This is a genomic window from Streptomyces europaeiscabiei (assembly GCF_036346855.1).
Lineage (GTDB): Bacteria > Actinomycetota > Actinomycetes > Streptomycetales > Streptomycetaceae > Streptomyces > Streptomyces europaeiscabiei.
On the sequence record NZ_CP107843.1, the window covers coordinates 30,301 to 47,542 of the forward strand.

At 70.1% G+C, this 17,242-nt stretch carries 24 protein-coding genes; 6 read left to right on the forward strand and 18 right to left on the reverse strand.

Translation table 11 applies throughout. The features are described 5' to 3' along the window. Positions 1–305 precede the first annotated feature (305 nt). The 9 genes from OG858_RS47595 to OG858_RS47635 all read right to left on the reverse strand — a co-directional run bounded on the left by OG858_RS47595 (position 306) and on the right by OG858_RS47635 (position 5,762). Positions 306–773, reverse strand: coding sequence for a hypothetical protein (locus OG858_RS47595; RefSeq protein WP_328545426.1), 468 nt, complete (start codon positions 771–773; stop codon positions 306–308). Then, entirely contained in the window at positions 770–1,582 is an 813-nt protein-coding gene (locus OG858_RS47600) for a WhiB family transcriptional regulator (RefSeq protein WP_328545427.1), read from the reverse strand. Before OG858_RS47600 ends, OG858_RS47595 begins: the two co-directional genes overlap by 4 nt. Then, the gene (locus tag OG858_RS47605) at positions 1,579–1,875 is read right to left on the reverse strand and encodes a hypothetical protein (RefSeq protein ID WP_328545428.1); all 297 of its coding nucleotides are present in this window, start codon (positions 1,873–1,875) and stop codon (positions 1,579–1,581) included. Before OG858_RS47605 ends, OG858_RS47600 begins: the two co-directional genes overlap by 4 nt. Positions 1,876–1,963: 88 nt before the next feature. Continuing rightward, entirely contained in the window at positions 1,964–2,116 is a 153-nt protein-coding gene (locus tag OG858_RS47610; protein WP_328545429.1) for a hypothetical protein, read from the reverse strand. Positions 2,117–2,162: 46 nt separating this feature from the next. After that, positions 2,163–2,348: a hypothetical protein gene (locus tag OG858_RS47615; RefSeq protein ID WP_328545430.1), complete on the reverse strand. Its 186-nt coding sequence runs from the start codon at positions 2,346–2,348 to the stop codon at positions 2,163–2,165. Between the two features lie 104 nt (positions 2,349–2,452). Continuing rightward, positions 2,453–2,656, reverse strand: a complete 204-nt coding sequence (locus OG858_RS47620) for a hypothetical protein (protein ID WP_328545431.1) — start codon at positions 2,654–2,656, stop codon at positions 2,453–2,455. Beyond that, complete coding sequence (locus OG858_RS47625; RefSeq protein WP_328545432.1) at positions 2,653–4,323, reverse strand: DNA cytosine methyltransferase; 1,671 nt, start codon at positions 4,321–4,323, stop codon at positions 2,653–2,655. Before OG858_RS47625 ends, OG858_RS47620 begins: the two co-directional genes overlap by 4 nt. After that, positions 4,323–5,168 (reverse strand): hypothetical protein, encoded by an 846-nt coding sequence (locus tag OG858_RS47630; RefSeq protein WP_328545433.1) that lies wholly within the window; start codon positions 5,166–5,168, stop codon positions 4,323–4,325. The genes OG858_RS47625 and OG858_RS47630 overlap by 1 nt, the downstream gene beginning before the upstream one ends. An 87-nt stretch (positions 5,169–5,255) precedes the next feature. Next, positions 5,256–5,762, reverse strand: a complete 507-nt coding sequence (locus OG858_RS47635; protein WP_328545434.1) for a hypothetical protein — start codon at positions 5,760–5,762, stop codon at positions 5,256–5,258. A gap of 237 nt (positions 5,763–5,999) precedes the next feature. Between OG858_RS47635 and OG858_RS47640 the strand changes: the two genes are divergently transcribed. From OG858_RS47640 to OG858_RS47660, 5 genes are all read left to right on the forward strand, one after another. After that, on the forward strand, positions 6,000–6,434 hold the full coding sequence (locus OG858_RS47640; protein WP_328545435.1) for a WYL domain-containing protein: 435 nt from the start codon (positions 6,000–6,002) through the stop codon (positions 6,432–6,434). A 134-nt stretch (positions 6,435–6,568) separates the two neighbouring features. Beyond that, a complete protein-coding gene (locus tag OG858_RS47645; RefSeq protein ID WP_328545436.1) occupies positions 6,569–6,769 on the forward strand; it encodes a DUF6011 domain-containing protein in 201 nt (66 codons plus the stop codon). A 234-nt stretch (positions 6,770–7,003) separates the two neighbouring features. Then, the gene (locus OG858_RS47650; RefSeq protein WP_328545437.1) at positions 7,004–8,566 is read left to right on the forward strand and encodes a hypothetical protein; all 1,563 of its coding nucleotides are present in this window, start codon (positions 7,004–7,006) and stop codon (positions 8,564–8,566) included. A gap of 271 nt (positions 8,567–8,837) precedes the next feature. Next, entirely contained in the window at positions 8,838–9,701 is an 864-nt protein-coding gene (locus tag OG858_RS47655; RefSeq protein ID WP_328545438.1) for a hypothetical protein, read from the forward strand. A 42-nt stretch (positions 9,702–9,743) separates the two neighbouring features. Next, positions 9,744–10,700, forward strand: coding sequence for a PIN domain-containing protein (locus OG858_RS47660; RefSeq protein ID WP_328545439.1), 957 nt, complete (start codon positions 9,744–9,746; stop codon positions 10,698–10,700). Here the strand turns inward: OG858_RS47660 and OG858_RS47665 are convergent. The 6 genes from OG858_RS47665 to OG858_RS47690 form a co-directional block, all read right to left on the reverse strand. Then, positions 10,697–11,794: a tyrosine-type recombinase/integrase gene (locus OG858_RS47665; RefSeq protein ID WP_328545440.1), complete on the reverse strand. Its 1,098-nt coding sequence runs from the start codon at positions 11,792–11,794 to the stop codon at positions 10,697–10,699. The genes OG858_RS47660 and OG858_RS47665 overlap by 4 nt on opposite strands. Then, positions 11,794–12,129 (reverse strand): hypothetical protein, encoded by a 336-nt coding sequence (locus tag OG858_RS47670; protein ID WP_328545441.1) that lies wholly within the window; start codon positions 12,127–12,129, stop codon positions 11,794–11,796. The genes OG858_RS47665 and OG858_RS47670 overlap by 1 nt, the downstream gene beginning before the upstream one ends. Before the next feature lie 75 nt (positions 12,130–12,204). Then, positions 12,205–12,459 carry a hypothetical protein gene (locus OG858_RS47675; RefSeq protein ID WP_328545442.1) on the reverse strand — a complete coding sequence of 85 codons (255 nt, stop codon included), beginning with the start codon at positions 12,457–12,459 and terminating at the stop codon, positions 12,205–12,207. Positions 12,460–12,533: 74 nt separating this feature from the next. Further along, entirely contained in the window at positions 12,534–12,791 is a 258-nt protein-coding gene (locus OG858_RS47680; RefSeq protein ID WP_328545443.1) for a hypothetical protein, read from the reverse strand. Positions 12,792–12,809: 18 nt separating this feature from the next. Next, positions 12,810–13,109 carry a hypothetical protein gene (locus OG858_RS47685; RefSeq protein ID WP_328545444.1) on the reverse strand — a complete coding sequence of 100 codons (300 nt, stop codon included), beginning with the start codon at positions 13,107–13,109 and terminating at the stop codon, positions 12,810–12,812. Positions 13,110–13,258: 149 nt separating this feature from the next. Further along, the gene (locus OG858_RS47690; protein ID WP_328545445.1) at positions 13,259–13,759 is read right to left on the reverse strand and encodes a hypothetical protein; all 501 of its coding nucleotides are present in this window, start codon (positions 13,757–13,759) and stop codon (positions 13,259–13,261) included. 381 nt (positions 13,760–14,140) lie between these two features. Here OG858_RS47690 and OG858_RS47695 point away from each other — a divergent pair, with 381 nt between their 5' ends. Continuing rightward, positions 14,141–14,797, forward strand: a complete 657-nt coding sequence (locus tag OG858_RS47695; protein WP_328545446.1) for a hypothetical protein — start codon at positions 14,141–14,143, stop codon at positions 14,795–14,797. Positions 14,798–15,497: 700 nt separating this feature from the next. On the opposite strand, the gene OG858_RS47700 is transcribed toward OG858_RS47695, so the two are convergent. The 3 genes from OG858_RS47700 to OG858_RS47710 are packed head-to-tail and all read right to left on the reverse strand — an operon-like array spanning position 15,498 to position 17,228. Beyond that, entirely contained in the window at positions 15,498–15,842 is a 345-nt protein-coding gene (locus OG858_RS47700) for a hypothetical protein (RefSeq protein ID WP_328545447.1), read from the reverse strand. Between the two features lie 39 nt (positions 15,843–15,881). After that, on the reverse strand, positions 15,882–16,259 hold the full coding sequence (locus tag OG858_RS47705; RefSeq protein ID WP_328545448.1) for a hypothetical protein: 378 nt from the start codon (positions 16,257–16,259) through the stop codon (positions 15,882–15,884). A gap of 42 nt (positions 16,260–16,301) precedes the next feature. After that, complete coding sequence (locus tag OG858_RS47710; RefSeq protein WP_328545449.1) at positions 16,302–17,228, reverse strand: N-acetylmuramoyl-L-alanine amidase; 927 nt, start codon at positions 17,226–17,228, stop codon at positions 16,302–16,304. Between the last annotated feature and the right edge of the window lie 14 nt (positions 17,229–17,242).

Consider the following 17,242-nt stretch of genomic DNA (forward strand, 5'->3'; position numbering starts at 1 on the left):
TCTTCACGGCGGTGGCTGGGGTTTGCCTGTCTGATCGCCCGGGAGGACGGGTACTCTCTGCCATGTCGGCACCTTCATTCGCGTCGCAACGACTGTGGTGTCGCAAGGTCCCGCGTCCGGTGTTACCAGCACCAGGACAGCCGCCCTCAGGGGTGGCAGCGGGGCCTTCCAACTTTTCCGGCCCGCGCCCTCCGCCCGCTCTCGCAACTGAGTGGACGTCTGACGCTAGGCGCAGCCTATCCCTTGACCTCGTCATCTGTCCCACGCCTCCCAACTCGTGTCTCTCGTACGTTTGTCACACGACCTCAGTGCTCCCGCTCCGCCTGACCATCCGCCGGGTGCGCTTGGGCCGCCCGTTCCAGCACCGTCAACGAGCGGCCCACCGTTCCGGCCATCGCGTGGAAGCCGGCGCCCTCGAACTCCTTCTGGACTGCGGCCAGGACGGCCGGGTCGTGCCGGGCCGCGAAGTACTGGCCGGCCGCACGCCACGCCACCGCGCACGCCTTCTCCCACACCTCCTGAACCAGCGCCGGATCGGCGTCCGGGAACAGGTCCCGAGGCAGTCGGTCCGCGCGGCCCACCGCGTCCAGCTCGGCCGCCGCCATCAGCCCGGCGAGGAACTGCGCCGTCGACACGTGCCGCCCGGCGAGCACCAGGTCCGCCCGCACGGTCCGCTCCGCCTCGGGAGCCTCGACCGTTCCGGCGGTGTCCACCGGGTCCGGGCCCGGCGTACCCCAGAGCGAGGCGGATGCGGGGGTGTTGGGCTGGTTCACGCGGCGGCCTCCAGGCGGACAGCAGACGGGTACAGGGGAAGGATCGCGGGGATGGGCGGGGAGGGCTCGAGGGCATCGTCCAGAGACATCTGACTGGCCCAGCCCCACGATGCGGAGCGGGCACGGACGGTGTGGCTCTTCGCGGCGGCCCGGCCGCGCACGCGGGGCGGTGCGGGAGCCACCGCGGGCACGGTTCCGTCATCGTCGACGACCACCGCCTCCTCAATCAGGCCCCGCTCCACCGCCGCAGCCAGCAACTCCCGTCGGGTCGCCCGCGTCTTGTCCAGACTGAACTGGGTCACCAGGCGGGAGCGCTGCCAGTTCGCCGTACGCCAATCCACGCCGGCCGCCCGCGCCACCGCCCACGGATCCACGTGCACAGCCAACGCCAAGAGCACGTCATGCTTCTGCTCGGTCCGCAGGTGCTCGGTCGGGGCCGCCGCCGCGACCTCGTGCCGGTGCTCGATGAACCGGCGGTGCCGCTCCAGCGCTGTACGGCCGCCCCACACGCCCCGAGGCTCCGCCAGCCGTGCCGTCTCGCCCTTCCCGACCACACTGGACGCGTACGCGTCGCACCACTCCCTCACCGGGCACTCCCGGCACACCCGCTTCGCAGCCTCCTCCCGGGCCCGCCGCACCTTCCCGCCCTCACCGCCGTCCACGTCCGGCCCGTGCCACGCATCCAGTGACAGGCTCAGGTCCCCCGCCGCCTGGCGCGGATTGTCAGGGTCCGGGGCACACCCCCGGTACCGGAAGAACGGATGCTCGGTCCACGCCTCATAGGCGCCCTGCGAATCGGTACCGGTCATGCCGGACCCCCTTCCAGATCATCGAAGTCCCCGCCAGGGCGGGAGCGGTGGGCGGCGAGCGCCGCATCAAGCACCAGATCGGCCTCCGCCAGCGCCCCATGCGCGGCGCCCTGCTGGGCCATCAGCACCCCGACGCGCTCACGGAACGCCGCCATGTCGCGGTGCAGGCATCCGGCCGTCAGCCGGGACGCGGCACGCTCACGAGCGAGCGTCCGCTGAAGCGCACGCTGCCGATACACGGCAGCCGCGCAGACAAGGCCGGCGGCGAGGGCCACGGCCACAGGAACATTCACGACCTTCACCTCCGGAAGGCAGAACAAGAAGCCAACAGCGGGCGGGCGGGGCCAGGCGGCGAGTCAGGGACAGATCAGCGAGCCGAACTCACTCACCCGCCCCACCACCCCCGTCGCCGTCCCCGTCCGGCTGGAAGGGGCTGGGGTGACGCCGCTCCCACCACGTGCACACCACGACGCCGAGCCCGGAGAGCACCAGCACAGCGGGAATGAGCAGACGCAGAACATCGCCTTGAGACATGACGAACCCTTCGATCAGAGAGAGGCATGGACGGACGTGGGCGCGGTCACTGCGGCCGGTAGTACTGGCGCTCCGCCAGATCCCCGAGCAGCTCCCAGACAAGGAAGCCCACACAGCCAGCGGCAACCGCCGCCCACCACCAGTCGCCGCGCACCACGCAGCCAACGGCCGACGCGGCACACAGGATGATCAGGAGCAGGTTGAACGCGATGCTGGCGCGGCTGGGCGGCATGAACAGTCCTTCCGGAGCAGGGGAAAAGACACGCGCGCGAGAGGCCGGCGGACCGGTCCCTGCGCGCGCGTCGGTGGGGCGACGTGTCGTCGGGGTTGCGAGGGTCAGGTGGTGGCGTGGTCTGGGCAGAGGTCGCCGCCCTTGCGGGTCCGTCGCCACCCGCGCTCCGTCTTCAGCAGGCGGCGGAGTTCGCGGTGGGTGTGCGGCTCGAACCGGACGGGCCAGTGGGCCTCGGCGCCACAGCGTCCGTCGGACTCGGATTCGTCTGCCGCGTCGCAGCGGATGACGAGGTAGGCGTCGGCAGTCACGCGGCTACCTCGAGGTCCGACCTCGTGCCGCAGTCCTGGGGGCTGTGGATGATGGCCCGCAGTCGGGAGCCGATCCAGGCGCCGACCTGCGGGGAGACGGCGTTGCCGAATCCGTCGACCTGGTTGCGGGCGCTGCCCCAGACGATGAACTTGCCCTTGTAGTTGGGGAAGTTGACGTCGAAGCCGCAGCCGCGGCCGATCTCGTACTCCCGCATCATCCGGAAGTAGCAGTCCTCGAGCGTCATCTCCGAGAGGGTGGCCCGCCATTCGGCCGCGAGTTGGGCCTCGAGCTGACTGTGGTTGATCGTTCCGGCGGCCGTGAGCAGTCCCGGGATCTGCTCGGCGGTGAACGTCGGCATTGCTTCGCTGTGCACGGTGGGGACGGTGTTCTTGCGGAACGGGACGATGCCAGAGGACACCACGGCGAGCGTCTCCGAGCCCACCTGCGTAGGAAGGGGCTCGCCGACACCGCGGGGGCCGCCCTGGTAGTTGTCCACCGCGATTGCGACCGGACGCGCGGCGTCCTGATCCCACAGTGGCTGGATGACGGGCCCGGTCGACAGGATGGACGTCTCCTGTTGACTGGTCTGCGTCGCCATCGGCTGCCACAGGTGCTTCTCCGTGCCGTGCACGGCCTTCGCCGGCATGAGGACTGCAGGAAAGCCGGCGAACCGTTGGCGGCAGCGCTCCGCACGCGCCAGCGTCGCCGCCGCCAACGGGCCTATGCTGCCGTCCCTCTGCTTCTTGATCGGCTTGTCACCGATACGGACCCCAAGGTCGCTCAGGTCGAGCGCGGCCAGCGACGGTGTCATCGGCGGGATGACCTCGCGGCGGCAGCTGGGGCACCGGTAGTTGTACTGCTTGCCGTAGCGCACTGTCCCGGACGCCGGGACCCCGGTACGCCACGACCACACCGCCTCCACGTCCCGGTCGCAGGAGTGGCAGCGCGACACCGGCCTGTGGTCGAGGTCGGGATCGGGGAGGGACTCGTCCCAGAACGCGATGAACAGCCTGTCCCTGGACTGGGGTACGCCGAAGAACATCGAGTTCAGGTACAGCACCTTGTGCTTGTACTTGAGGTCGCCGAACTGCTTGAGCCACCACTGAAAGGTGGTGCCGTCCCCGACCTTCGGACGGTTCGGCAGCGCGGGCCCCCACGATGTCAGCTCGGTGGTGCACTCCACGAGGATGAGCTGTGGGTGGTGCTGGGCGGCGTAGTGCAGGACACAGTTCGCGGTGGCCCGGTCCCGTTCGGAGCGCGTCACCCGCGCCTCGTAGTCGGGGTCTTCCAGGTCGAACAGACCCACGCCCTGCTCGTAGGCCTTGATCGTGTTCGCCTGCGAGTGGTTGACGCAGCTCACGCCCGCGAGCAGCAGGTCAGCGGCGGGGAGGTCCCGGGCCGAGTGGTAGTCGGACGCCTCGGGGTCGACCAGGTCGGCGATCCAGTGCTCGACGGTGGGATGGTTCGCCTCGTGGACCTCGACCTTGTAGCGGTTGTGGTTGGCGGCCGAGATCGCGGTGAACCCGGCGATCTCGGCCGCGAGGGTGAAGCCGCCGAAGCCGGTGAACAGGTCGACGGCGGTGTACTCGTCGTGGCGGAACCGGCGGCGTCTGGTGGCCGGCCTGTGCGTGGCCGTGCGGGGCAGCTTCTTGGACGGGCGGGCCATCAGGCGGCACTCCCTTCTGTGGTGCCGCCCTGGGCGGCCTGCTTGAGTTCCTCGATGCGGCCCTCCAGCAACGTGTCGAACGTCGTTGCCGCGTGCTCCGGGGGCGGGCCCTGCACGTCGCGGTCCGAGACGCCCTTCTGCTTGCCGTCGATGCGGATCTGCAGGAGCGCGATCTGGTTGTCCCAGCAGTTGGCGATCTGTGCCATCAGGCGCGGCAGCGGGTCCTCCCAGTTCTGCTGACTGGCCGGACGCTCTCCCTCGGCGTACGCGGGCCGTCCCTCGTCCTCGGCGGACTTCGGGTGCTCGGCCTGGGCCTCCCGCAGGTCGGACTTCGCCCACAGGTCCAGGGCCGCTCCGAACCGCATGGCCGCGTTCCTCAGCGCGTCCCCGATCGCCTCCTTCACGGCGTTCGGGCCGCGTTTTCCCTGTGCGTCGCCGTACCCGAGCCGGGTGTGCCCGCAGACCGTAAGTCGGATCCACAGGCCGCCGTTGTCGTCGAAGGCGGGCAGGCCCCGCTGGTCGAACGCGACGGGCTCCCAGTCCCAGAGCGGGTCGGCGTCCAGGAGCCGGTTGGTCAGCTCGGCGTGCCCGACGTAGTCCAGGTGGAGGTGCCAGGCGCTGATGTAGTTCCCGCACTCCTTGCACTCCGACTTGGCGTGTCGGGGGTTCGCGCAGATCCCGGTCTTGGAGTCGCGGCAGGCCCCGCACTTCAGGCGGGGAAGGTGCTGGATCTGCTCGGTTGGGAAGTCGGCGCGCAGCTTGGCGAGTCCGTCGGCCTGGTTTTGGGTGTGCGAGGTCTGGCCCTCCGCCGGGTGGCTGGCGGGGGCCTCGGTGGCGGTGGCCATGAGGTCTCTTTCCGTATGGGGTTGTGCGGTGGGGTGCGGGCCGCTCGTCCGGTGTCGGCGTCCGGCCGACGTCCCGCACCCGGCGTGCTAGTGCTCCTGGAGGAGGAGGTCCTCTTCGCCGTACTCGGAGAACAGGTAGGCCATCGCGACGCGGGAGGCGCTGACCTGGTAGCCGAGTTCCTCCGACTTCGCGGCGGCGGCCTTCTCGACGTCCTCGCGCAGCGTGTTGTCCGGGCGGACGTTCAGGTTCTCCTTGGTCGGCGCACCCCCGCGGGGGGCCCGAGCCAGCGGGGCGGGAACGAACTCGCCGGCGAGGAACTTGCGGTAGCCGTCGTTGACGACCTCGGCGAGGGACTCGCCCGCCTCCTTCGCCGCCTGCTCGATGCGTTCCTTGGCCGCCTTGTCCATCCACAGGCCGAGGTTGCGGTTGCCGGTGGTGGTGGCGGGCGGCTTCAGCAGCTGCCAGCCCCGCGGCTCCATGACCGCACGAACGGCCTCGGCGAGGTCGGCGTCGCCGCGCTCGGCGAGCCGGTCGGCGGCAACGGTGAGGCGGGCACGGATCACTTCGGGGGTCAGGCGGGGGCTGCGGGCCACGGATGGTCCTTTCGGCGGGCGCCGGCCGCCGTCGGGACGTGCGGGCGGTCGCGTGGGGGCGTTGACCACGCCAGTGTCCTCCAATTCTTCGTACGGCTGCCATGGGGTATGGCGTTATCCGCTGCGGGACCGGTCAGTTCCGGCCTCACAACGCAGACAGTACTCCATTCTTTCTTGCGTGCGCAATGGAGTATGGGTATGGTGGTGGCAACACCACAGAGCAGCGGGGGGAACACCATGAAGCGCACCGCCACCCAGACCACCACCCGGACCCTCGCCGACCTCTACCGCGCCATCGACCGCCAGCACGCCGTCACCATCACCTACACCGACCGCGACGGCACCACGAAGATCCGCACGATCGAGCCGTTCGAGATCAGCACCACCAAGAACGGCGGCATCCGCGTCCACGCCATGTGCCGCCTCGCCTACTTCGAGGACCCCACCGACGCCGAGCGCGGCTTCAACCTCGAGAGCATCAGCGAGTACACCGTCCACCGCATGGCGTTCGTCCTCACCCGCCCCGAGCCCACCGTCTACGAGCGCCCCGCCCCCGCCCCGGCCGACGACGCGGACGCCCTGTTCTTCTACGAGCTGGCCCGCGACCAGGACGACGCCGACTACCGCCCCCGGGTGAAGCTCACCCAGGCCCAGACCGACCTCGCCGCCTGACGAAAGGGGATACAACGAAGGCCACCACCCCGCACCGGGGTTGGTGGCCTTTACATACTGATCGCGCACGCGCAGCGTAGCGAATCAACTCGTCACGCCGCTACCGGTCTTCACGACCTGGGAGAATCCGCCACATGGCCGACCGTCAGGAATCGCTCCTCGACCCGCCGCCCGGCTCGCGCCGGCGCCGCTGGTGCCGGGGCCTGGGATGCGGGCGTGAACTGACCGACCCGGTCTCCCGGATGCGCGGCTACGGCCCCGAGTGCGACCCCGAACCCCGCACCGGCCCCGGCCGCGAGCACGACGTCGACCAGGACACGCTCCCCGGACTCTGACCGGGTGTCACTCTGCTGGGCTACGGTGGTGGTGTACCACCCGGCCAGCCGCGTACTGCCGGTCGCCGCTCAGCCCGCGCCCACGCTGCGGGCAGCCCCGAGACGGGGGCGGCCAAGGTCTCCAGGGGCCCGCGTAGCTGATCACGGGTTCCCCCTGATGCGCTGTTCGTTCTTCTTCCGTGGCCCCTGACGTACGGCCGGAGGAGCGTGGGTCCTGTCCGGCTGGGAGACGTCATGCCGAAGAAGCAGCCCACCGCCGCGAAGCGGGCCCGTGCCGCAGTCCGGTCCGGCGCCAAGTACACCGCCGCCCTCCGCGAAGCGGGTGGCCACCGCCTCCCGCCCCACATCGACCTCTTCGACGACCAGGCGCTGCCCGAGGACGAGCGCATCGTCGTCGACTGCCTCCGGGCACTCGTGGCCGAGGGCGCCCCGCTGCCGGTACGCATCGCCGAGCCCACCGACCCGGAGGTCGTCCAGGCGCGGGCGCGGGCCGAGGGCAACGGCATCCGCCCGCAGTGGCGGCGGTGGGCGTCGGTCCATGCCTGCGTCGACGGCTACCTACTGCGCGAGACCCAGTACGGGCCGAGCCGCTCCGGATACACCCAGGCCGACCGCGGGCCCCGCGTGCCGGTGCCGGTGCGTGCGGCCGACGGGACCGTGACCGTGGTGGCGATGCCCGAGTGGGCGTGGCTGCACGAGGGCCGGTGGATCTGGGCTCACACCGGCTGGCCGGTGGATTCGCCCGGCCGGATCGTGGACCCGCCACAGAGGTTCTCGCCAGCGCCGGGGCTGCGCTGGCAGGTCGCGGTCTGGCTCGACCTGGGGGACGGGAAGGGGAAGGTGCTGGGCGAGGACTACGGCGGCGGCACCTCGGACTGGCAGACCGTCGGCTGGTGCGCCAGCCGGGACGACGCCCGCCAGATCGCCCGCGCGTACACCGCGCACCGGGGCAACTACTCCCGTGCCGACGTGGTGGAGCACGGGACCGACAACGGCGTCGTCTCCCTCACCGTGGACACCTACCTCCCGGCGCCGGACGCCCCCGAGCGCCCGCGCCCCACCACCGCTCCGGGCCCGCGGCCTGCCTCCCCGGACAGGTCCGAGATCCCCGAGCCCGCCTGGTACCAGCGGAAGGACAATCCGCCGAACTCGTCGCTGGTCGTGTGGACCGGCACCGACTGGCGCACGTTGGTGTGGACCGACTGGCAGACCTCGAACATCGCGGCCGTTCTCGGCATCGGGGCCGGCGGACCGTACGAGTGGGCGGAGTCGTGGGGGCCGCGCCACCCCGACCGGGACATGCACGACTGGACGCAGGAGGGCCGCGAGCTGCGCTCTCGGTACCCGGAGCCCACCTATCAGGAGCGCACGAAGCGGATCGATGGCATGCGCCGGGCCCGGGAGGATGCCATCGTGTCCGCCCTCGCCGACCGAGGTGGTCTCACCCGGGATCAGGCCGTCGCCCGCCTGGCCGAGGGCGGCGAGGAGTACCGCCACGTCCTGGACGTCGGACAGGCCGTCATCTCCCGCGCCCTGCACACCGCTCGCCGTGCCCTGCCCGAGGGCCCGGAGCGTACGGCGGTCCGTCACGCCCTGGACGACCTCATGGATCGTCACCTCCTGCCTGCCGACCCAGAGCACATCGCAGGCGAGCAGCTGGACAGTGAGGTAGAGGCCATCCGCGCGCCCGCCGAGACCGCCTGGTGCCGTCGGGCGGTCGCCGAGTACATCGCCCCGGCGCCCGATCCGGTGGCGGCCGGCGTCGACGGGTTCCGCCCCCGGGACACGCGGCCGTGAGCTGAAAGCGTGCCAGGGGAACGTCTTGCCCGCGCGGCCGTAGGTTGTGTTCCACGCGCTCCGCCGGGCGTATCGATGGGAGGGGGAGACCCCGCTTTTCCCCTCCCACCAGGGTTTTTACGAACCTTCGGCCCCTCCCCACCAAGGGCCGGGTCGCGCGCAAGACCCGCACCCTTCCACACCGCCCCGCACCACGACCAGGCAGTTGGAGGGAGATCCGAAGGTTCGTTAAAACTTGATCTCTTGTGCGGAACGGGCACCATAAAGGTCCATGGACCCTCGCACCCTGCTCGATGACTGGCTCGCCTCGAGCGCACTGCGCCCCTCCACCCGGGCCGCCTACCGCCAGGAAATCGTCTCCTGGCTCACCTGGTGCGAGACCACCGGCACCGATCCCTACACGATCGGGCCCGAGCACGTCGCCCGCTGGGCCGAGGACCGCTACCTCGCCCCCCACCTCGACGGCCGGCCCTTCAACGGACCCGACGCCCTCGCCTACCTCGCCGAGACCAGCCCCGAGGCCGCGGCCTCCCACGACCGCCGTATCACCGCGCTCACCCAGTACTACCTGGCCGCCGCGCAGCGCGGGGCGATCCGCCTCGCCCCCGACCTCGGGGTCCTGCGCTCCGGCGTCGACCGTGTGCCCGACCAGCCGCAGAAGCTCACCGCCCGTGAGCGGGCCGTGTTCCTCACCGCCGTCGGCTCCTGGGGCCCCGAACAGGCCCGCAACTACCTGCGCGACCGCCTCATCGCCTACCTCCTCCTCGAGCGCCTGCGCCCCGCCGAGGTCACCCGCGTCGACATGCGCCACCTCTACGAACAGCCCGACATGAGCTTCGAAGTCCGGGCGCCCGACGACTTCGAGAACGTCGGCAAGAAGTTCACCCTCGACCCGCTCACCGGCGCCGCGGTGAAGGCCTACCTCCCCCTGCGGGAGAAGCTCCGCCCCCGGCCCGGCGTCCACACCCTCATCATCGGCGAGGGCGGCAAACCGATCGTCTCCCGCTACCCCAACATGCTCATCCGCAACATCGCCGCCACCCACCCCCTCCTCGCCGACCGCCACCCCCCGGTCACCGCCGACACCGTCGCCCACACCGGCCTCTGGGACGAACCCGCCCCCGACAACCGGTGAAAACCGGTGTGAAGAACGCATCTGCGCTGCCAGGATCACCGCATGCTCATCACACCGCGCCCCGGCGCAGACCGTAAGAACATCCGCCAGGTACTCAGCGGCGTCCACACCACGGCCCTGAACCTGCAGCGGCCGTACGACAGCGCCTTTCAGGGGCTGCTGACGTATCTGGAATGGGCCACGGAGTCCGCGCGGATGCTGCGCTCCCAGATCAGCGACCGGGACCTCGGCCAGCTGGTGTTCACCGATCGCTACCGGGCCCTGCTGGGCAGCTGCGGCACGCTCGCCGGCTCGGCTCAGGAGCGCCTCGTGAACGGTCTGGTGCAACTGGAGGTGGCCGAACGCATCGAGGCCCTCGAGGCGGCAGTCGCCGCGCTGGACACCCAGATCGGCCGGTGGAGCCAGCAGCAGGAGAAGTTCGTCGTCGCCGACTCCAGCTTCTACATCCAGAACGCCGTCAAGCTGGCCGACGCCGACCTGCACGAGATCCTCGGCGTTCCGCGCTGGCAGTACGTGCGCCTGCTGTTCCCGATCGTGGTGGTCGACGAACTGGACGACCTCAAGGACGCCAGCAAGAACCGGGCCCGCTGGCGCGCCGCCCACACCCTCGGACGCCTCGACGAAGTCCTCGACGGCGGCACCCACGGGATCCTGCACGAGGGAGTGCACACTGTCGCCGACGGCGAGACCCGCGGCAGGGTCAACGTGGAGATCGTCCTCGACCCGCCCGGCCACGTGCGCCTGGACCGCCCCGACGTAGAGATCATCGACCGGACGGTGGCCATCCAGGGCCTGGCCGGCCGCGAGGTACGGCTGCTGACGTGCGATACGAGCCAGCACACCCGGGGCCGGAACGCCGGGCTGAAGGTGACCAAGATCGCGACGAAGGACCCCGGCCCGGAGCCGGACTGGGAGGAGCAGAAGAAGCCGGGCACCGGCCTGCGCGCGCAGCGGCGCCAGCGGCAAGCGGAGGCGTCTGAAGGGTCGGACGGGCGTTAGCCAGTGAGCAGAAACCTGTCGACCAAGTGGTCGTACACGGCGACGGCGGACGCGGCGTGCCGGGCCTTCAGCGCGGCGTCGTCGCGGCGGCGGATGTAGCGCAGGGTGGTCTCGATCGCGGCGTGGTCGGCGTACTTCTGGATCTCGTCCGGGTGGACGTTCGCGTCGTGCATGTGAGTGAGCTTGGAGGCGCGCAGCACGTGCGGGGTGAGGTCGCGGCCCGGGAGGACGCCGGCGTGGCGGCCGAGGCGGGTGAGGAGCCGGTCGATGGCGTGGCGGTCCATGGGCCGGTCGTGGTCGTCCAGGAGCAGCGGGCCGCCGGTGCGTCCTTCGATAGCCACGTCGATGAGGCTGCACAGTCGTTCCGGGAGCGGCCAGACGCGTCCCTTGCCGCCCTTGCGGCGCAGGTCCAGGGTGCGCTGCCCGCCAGCCTCTTTCAGGTGGTGCAGCTGGGCGGTGACGGCTTCGGAGACGCGGCCGGCGAGCGTGTAGAGGAGGACGGGGACCAGGGCCTCGCGGGCGGTGGCGGCGGCGTTGACGACGGCCTGGAACTCGGGGACTTCGAGGATCGGCGTGGCGGTGGTCTCGTCACGCGGGTCGACCTTGGGCCGGTCGTGCTTGGTGACCGGGGAGGCGATGGGCTGCTTGGTCTTCCAGGCCGCGTACTCGGTGAGGGCGGTGAGGACGGACAGCCGTCGGTTGATGGTGCGCGGCGCGCGGCCGGCGGCCTTCTGGGTTTTGGTCCAGGTCTCGATGATGCCGGGGGTGATGGCGCCGACGAACAGTCGCTCGTGCCCGCCCAACTCCCGTGCCACGGCGGCCCAGAGGCGGAGGTCATCGGCGTACGCCTGCTTGGACTTCACCGCGGGGACCGCTTCGGAACCGAGCCAGGAGGTGACGAGGAGGAAGGTGTCGCGGTCAAGGCATTCGGCGAGGAGCTCGAGCCGGTGGCGGCGTTCGCCGAGGCGCCGGTTGACCGGGTCGCGGGGGGCAACGGTGCCGAGGACGTCGCGGAGCCAGAACAGGGCGTCCTGAGCGGCGCCCGGGCGGTCGAGTTCGGCGGTGGGTCTGGGGGTGATGGTGTGCTGGGTCATCAGGTGCCCGCTCGATCGGTGCCCACGTCGTAGGCGAACAGGGCGAACTCGGGCAGGTAGTCCGGGTGGTCCTTCCACTCCTTGGCGATGGTGGCGAGTTCGCTCCAGGCGAAGGTCAGGACGAGGCCGATGGCGGTGGCCAGTTCCGGTTCGCCGCGGTCGGCGAGCGTACGTCGGGATCGGATATCGCCCACGACGCGACTCAGTGCGCGCAGCGATCGTGCCACGGGGTCCTTGTCGAAGTGGCGTGTGTGGTGTTCTCCGCTGAACTGCTCGTCGATGCGTGCGTCTACGAAGTCGGCGATGCGGTTGATGTGCTCTGCGGTGACGGCCATGTGGATCACCCTAGCGCTTCTGCATAACACACGTTATGCGCGTCCCCCAGGGCGATCCCCTGCCGGGCAGTGTCTTCAGCCAGCGGTGGCGGCGAACCAGCGGTGCAGCGCGGCCACATCGTCGTCAGTGCCATGGTCCATGGCGTACTTCATGACGACCAGCTGCATGATGCCTTCCACCTTGCCGTCCTCGTCCCAGGCTTCCAGCATCGTCTGCGCGGCGCTGGCCAGGTTCGGGTCCTGGATGGTTTCGGCGTGCGCAGCCGCATTGTGCAGAGCAGCGGCCGTGAGTAGTCGGCCGGTTGCCTCGTCGTCGGCGCTGCCTTCCATGGGCCCTCCCCGCGGTCCCTCGGCTGATGGAACATTATCTGGAGCCAGGCGGTCAGTTGCCCCGGCGCGGCAGGTCAGGGACCGGTCTTCTCCGCGATCCACCGGTCCAGCGCGGCCTGATCCTCGAGGGACGCGTTCCTCTGGGCGTAGCCGCGGACCACGTCGTACAGGCGGCCCTGGAGGTCACCGAACTCGTCGAAGCGGCGGAGGACAGCCCGGGAGAACTCGCCGATGGAGACGTCGTCGTGCTCGTCGGCCTTGGCGGCGGCCTCGTGGAAGGCGGCCACCACGAGCAGGTGTGCGGTGGCTTCGTCGTCGGGACTCGCGTACACCGAGGAACCCCCTTGGCTTCAGGACCAGCTGTGGGCGCCCTCGTGACCGGCAGGTAGGAGGCAGAGTTCGGAGGCGTCGTGATTCTCGGTGTAGCACGTCGGTTCGTGCGTCCACTCGCGTGACTGGTCCGACCAGCGGAGCCACCAGTTCGTGATGCCGTCTGTCCCTCGGTCTTCAGACTGGGCGAGACCGACGTGCAGCCCGGCGTGGCCGGCCTCGAGTTCGCAGTCCAGAGGTGACTTGACCTCGTGTGCGGCGTTGGGCAGTTGCTCCAGGCGCTGCACCTCGTCCGCCGAGAACTCCACACCTTCCGTCATGCATTCCCGCATCGCATCCCCGATCGCCAGTGGCATGTGAGCTTATCGGGAACCAGAGCACCGTCATCCCCGCGACGATCTACCAGTCCGGGACCAACTGGTAGATCCCTAGTAGTTCGAGGGAGTTCGATTCTTCGCCAGAAACGATCCTAAGCTCGGGGCCCTCTGCCGGGATCGCGAAGATTACGCATCATGGCGTCGTTGTTGATGCCCGGGGCCTGCCGTACGGCGCTCAGGACGACGTCGGGCAGATCCTCCGGCCAGTCCTCGGGCTCGATCAGATGGTGCTCGCCTGCGAACCAGACCGTGGACAGCACTGCGGCGGCCACCCTCTGGTGCAGGTGCTCGCGCATCCCGCCCTCGCGGCTGGTGATCCCGGCGGCTTGCTCGACCTGCTTGACCGACAGCCGGGCCAGTTCGGGGCGGAGAGCTCCACGGCCGGCTTGAACCATTTTCAGGCCCTGGCGGGACCAGTGGTCCAGCAGCCGTTCGTACGTTTCCCAGTCCCGGCCGCCCGCTGCGACGTACTTCGACAGCATCGCCGCGATCTCCCCGGCCTCGGTGATGGTCTCGGTGAAGGACTGCAGGAGCAGCGCAGCCTGCTCGTCGGTCAGTTCGCCATCACGCTTGGGGCCTCGTTGCTCAGTCACCCGCCCACCGTAGCGACGCCGGTCATACCGCGTCCGGTGAAGCGGCCACGTTCGCCCGAATCACGACTGGTGCAGACGGGCGGGTCGCGGGCTCGTCACGCCCCGGTCTTCCTAGCCTGCTGGGCGAGCACGGGGGCGTGGCAGACCACGCACAGAGGGCAGCCGCCGAGCCCGTACTTGTGCGTGGGACGCCCGCACCTGGCGCACGGCCCGACGTAGGCGGGAGGACACGTGGGGGTAGGAGGTGCGGGCGGGGGCGTCGTCATGCCGTCATCGTACGTACGCGCGAGCGCGGACGGGCGGGTCACGGGCTCGTCACGACGGTCTCCTCCGGCAACTCGGGCACCTACCGTGAGCAGTCATATCCGAGCTGGGGGAATCATGCGCGTACGAACTGCCAGACGAGCGGCCGCCGTTGTTCTGCTTGCCTCGCTCACGGCGGCCTGCAGCGGGGACGGGGACAGCGGAGGCCAGCAGGCGGAGGCGAGCCGGTCGGCTGCCACGAAGCCGTCCAAGGAGAAGGCCGTCGACTGCTCCGATGAGGATCTGAGTCAGGCCGACTGGATGGAGCACTGCTCGGGCGAGTCGGCCGGCACGGGCGGGGACGGCTCCGAGGAGCAGGCGACGGGGCTGCGGTTCGGGGAGTCGTACACGTGGCCGGACGGGCTGAAGGTGACCGTGGTCGGCGCGAAGGTGTTCACCGACTACGACACGGAGCTGCTGGAGTCGGCGAGGCCCGGGGAGCGGGACTTCCGGGTGACGCTGAAGCTGGAGAACACCGGCGCCGCGCCGGTCGCGCTGGACGAGCTGTCGCTGATCATCGAGGGGGCGACCAACGGCGGGCAGGCGGCCACCACCACCTTCGAGAAGGGGTCGGAGCCGCTCGAGGGCCGCCTCGCTCCGGGTGTATCGGCGACGAAGACCGACGACAACATGCTGGAGACGAAGTACGGCCGGAAGGTCGTGGTCATCGTGCAGCGGGCCAGCGACAACTTCGATCTAGAGTTCCCCGAGTTCACCGGCCAGATCACCGGATAGGCCGGAGGAGCAGTTACAGGCCGCCCTCAGGAACGACGTCGATCCAGCAAGTTGAGCGGGAGTAGCCCGGATGGCGATGTGTCGGTGGGGCTGGGTTCCTGGGGCGGGGTGGGCGAGGGCTCCGGGCTGGCCGTGGTGGTCTGAGTGCAGTCGTACTCGGGGTTGTCCGGGTCGGAGGCGTCAGTCAGGGTGCACCGGTAGGTGTTGCCGTCCTGGTCGTGGAAGGTCTGCTGGGCCGGAGGCGCGGCGTCTTTGCCGTCCGTGCCGTCTTTGCCGGGCGCCCCGCTTGCTCCGTCCTGGCCAGCAGGCCCGGTTGGGCCGGGCGCCGTGGAGTCTGCTCCTGGCGCGCCTGCCGGGCCGACTGGTCCAGTGGCGCCTGGGCTGGGAGTGATGGTCGGGGCGTCCTTGCCCGGTTTACCTGCGGCCCCTGATGGGCCCACTGGTCCGGACGGTCCGATCAGCCCGGCTTCCCCTGGCTCCCCGCTGGGGCCGGCGACCGGGGTTCCTCCCATGTTCTCGACTTGCTGGGTGAGCAGGGCGACGTCGCGGTGTGCGCTCTCCAACGCCCTGGACATGAGCAGGAAGCCGGTGACGACAGCCGCCAGTGCGCCGGAGGCAAGGATGATCGCTGCGGCGGCGGTTAGGTTGTCGCGGCGGCGCCGCTTACGTGTTTCCACCCGGCTGCCAGGCTTCGGGGGGGTCACGTCTTGCCTCCTGCCATGAAGAGGATCACGGGGACGAGGATTCCGAGCAGGGAGATGACTGCTCCGACCAGCCAGCGCCGGGTCTGGGTGATCCGGTCTGCATCCTGGACGCGCTGGTCCTGTACAGCACGCATGTCGTCGTTGTGCTTGGTAGACAGTTGCTGCACCGTCTTCTCCAGGTCGGACAGATCCTTCAGCAGGGCCGCCTTTTCGACGGCATACACGTCGATCGACACCAGCCTGTCCAGGCGGCTGTTGATCTGCGCGTAGTCGTCGCGGACATCGCCGCGAAGGGCCTGGATGAGTCGCCCCAGCTCTCCCAGAGACGGCTCATCGGCCATGTCGTGCTCCGTAGTGGGGGGTTAACGGGGCCTGGGCGTTCAGGCCGGGACCGACTTGACGACGCTGGACTCCTCGAGCCGGGTGGTGGCGAGGGGCGGGGTGACCATGAACCGCTCGACGACGGCGAGACCGGCGGCGATGGCGGCCATCCACAGGGCCTGGCGGTCGGCGTCCCAGTTCAGGCCGAGGCCGACGAACAGCGCCATGACGGCCTGGGCGGTCTGGAGGATGGCGGCGCCCCAGGCGCCGTTCTTCGCGACGAACGCGATGATGAGGGCGACGACGCCGGCGGCGACGGCGTTGATGCCGGTCTGGACGCCGTCGGAGACGTCGAACTCGTAGCCGATGAGCTTGACTCCGGCGGCGATGAGGCCGAGGACGAGGGCGGGTTCCCTGCCGAGCGCGATGCCGAACATGGGCGGTCCTTCCGTGTGGAGGGGTGAAGGTGGGTGGGGTGGTCAGGAGACGACGGTGAAGCCGTGCTTCTTGCCGAGGCGCTCGAGGGACGTACGGCCGGGGATGCCGTCGGCGTCGGAGCCGGTGTAGGAGCCGCCGGCCTTCGAGCGCTGCCAGGCCGCGTACGCCTTGACGGTGCTGGTGCCGTAGTGGCCGTCGGAGAGCAGCTTGCCGAGCAGGCCTTCGTCGACCAGGGCCGCCTCGACGGTCTTCACGCCGCTGTAGGTGACGGGGGTGCCCTTGGCGGCCGGGTTGGAACGGGCGGCGGCGACCAGCTTGGACAGGTCCACGACCGGCTTGACCGGGGTCGGCAGGGTGACCGGGGGCTTGGGGGTGACCTTGCCGAGGCGGGTGTCGACCCGGGCCCGCATGGATTCCATGGTGAAGCCGCGCGGGTCTACCTTGCCGGGCTGCCAGTTGAGGTGGCCAATCACCGAACCGGAGTCCCAGCCGTGGTGACGGCAGAGCGCGGCCGCGACGCGCTCGATGGCGTCGAGCTGAGCGGCGGGCCACGGGTCCTGGCCGTCGCCGAGGTTCTCGCACTCGAAGCCGTAGAAGTGTCTGTTCCCGTCGACGGTGGCCTCGTCGTCGGCGGGCAGCGTCTTCTCGTCGATGACGGCGCGCAGGACGTCCGGGTCACCGAGGCCAGCGTGGTTTGTACGACCGTAGCCGACGAGGTGGACGCGGCCGTCCTTGGTGATGACGCCATGGCACAGGGGGCCGGGGAGACTGGAGTGGCCGTCGCGGCATATCTCCACGGTGCGCTTGGACCCGGAGGTGACGGTGTGGTGGATCATCACACCGTGGACGGGGCCCCAAGGGCCCTTGTGGTTGCGGTTGTGGTCCTCCCAGTCGCCGACCTCGACGACGGTGACGCCTTCGTCGAGGAGGGCTTGGAGGAACGTGCGGGCTGCGGGCGGGGTGGCCATGGAACCTCCATAAG

Bases quoted from the DNA above. Each gene is read 5' to 3' on its own strand.
- OG858_RS47600 (WP_328545427.1), bottom strand. From the start codon at position 1,582: ATGACCGGTACCGATTCGCAGGGCGCCTATGAGGCGTGGACCGAGCAT.
- OG858_RS47610 (WP_328545429.1), bottom strand. From the start codon at position 2,116: ATGTCTCAAGGCGATGTTCTGCGTCTGCTCATTCCCGCTGTGCTGGTG.
- OG858_RS47615 (WP_328545430.1), bottom strand. From the start codon at position 2,348: ATGCCGCCCAGCCGCGCCAGCATCGCGTTCAACCTGCTCCTGATCATC.
- OG858_RS47625 (WP_328545432.1), bottom strand. From the start codon at position 4,323: ATGGCCCGCCCGTCCAAGAAGCTGCCCCGCACGGCCACGCACAGGCCG.
- OG858_RS47630 (WP_328545433.1), bottom strand. From the start codon at position 5,168: ATGGCCACCGCCACCGAGGCCCCCGCCAGCCACCCGGCGGAGGGCCAG.
- OG858_RS47640 (WP_328545435.1), top strand. From the start codon at position 6,000: ATGAAGCGCACCGCCACCCAGACCACCACCCGGACCCTCGCCGACCTC.
- OG858_RS47645 (WP_328545436.1), top strand. From the start codon at position 6,569: ATGGCCGACCGTCAGGAATCGCTCCTCGACCCGCCGCCCGGCTCGCGC.
- OG858_RS47650 (WP_328545437.1), top strand. From the start codon at position 7,004: ATGCCGAAGAAGCAGCCCACCGCCGCGAAGCGGGCCCGTGCCGCAGTC.
- OG858_RS47655 (WP_328545438.1), top strand. From the start codon at position 8,838: ATGGACCCTCGCACCCTGCTCGATGACTGGCTCGCCTCGAGCGCACTG.
- OG858_RS47660 (WP_328545439.1), top strand. From the start codon at position 9,744: ATGCTCATCACACCGCGCCCCGGCGCAGACCGTAAGAACATCCGCCAG.
- OG858_RS47665 (WP_328545440.1), bottom strand. From the start codon at position 11,794: ATGACCCAGCACACCATCACCCCCAGACCCACCGCCGAACTCGACCGC.
- OG858_RS47670 (WP_328545441.1), bottom strand. From the start codon at position 12,129: ATGGCCGTCACCGCAGAGCACATCAACCGCATCGCCGACTTCGTAGAC.
- OG858_RS47675 (WP_328545442.1), bottom strand. From the start codon at position 12,459: ATGGAAGGCAGCGCCGACGACGAGGCAACCGGCCGACTACTCACGGCC.
- OG858_RS47685 (WP_328545444.1), bottom strand. From the start codon at position 13,109: ATGACGGAAGGTGTGGAGTTCTCGGCGGACGAGGTGCAGCGCCTGGAG.
- OG858_RS47695 (WP_328545446.1), top strand. From the start codon at position 14,141: ATGCGCGTACGAACTGCCAGACGAGCGGCCGCCGTTGTTCTGCTTGCC.
- OG858_RS47700 (WP_328545447.1), bottom strand. From the start codon at position 15,842: ATGGCCGATGAGCCGTCTCTGGGAGAGCTGGGGCGACTCATCCAGGCC.
- OG858_RS47705 (WP_328545448.1), bottom strand. From the start codon at position 16,259: ATGTTCGGCATCGCGCTCGGCAGGGAACCCGCCCTCGTCCTCGGCCTC.
- OG858_RS47710 (WP_328545449.1), bottom strand. From the start codon at position 17,228: ATGGCCACCCCGCCCGCAGCCCGCACGTTCCTCCAAGCCCTCCTCGAC.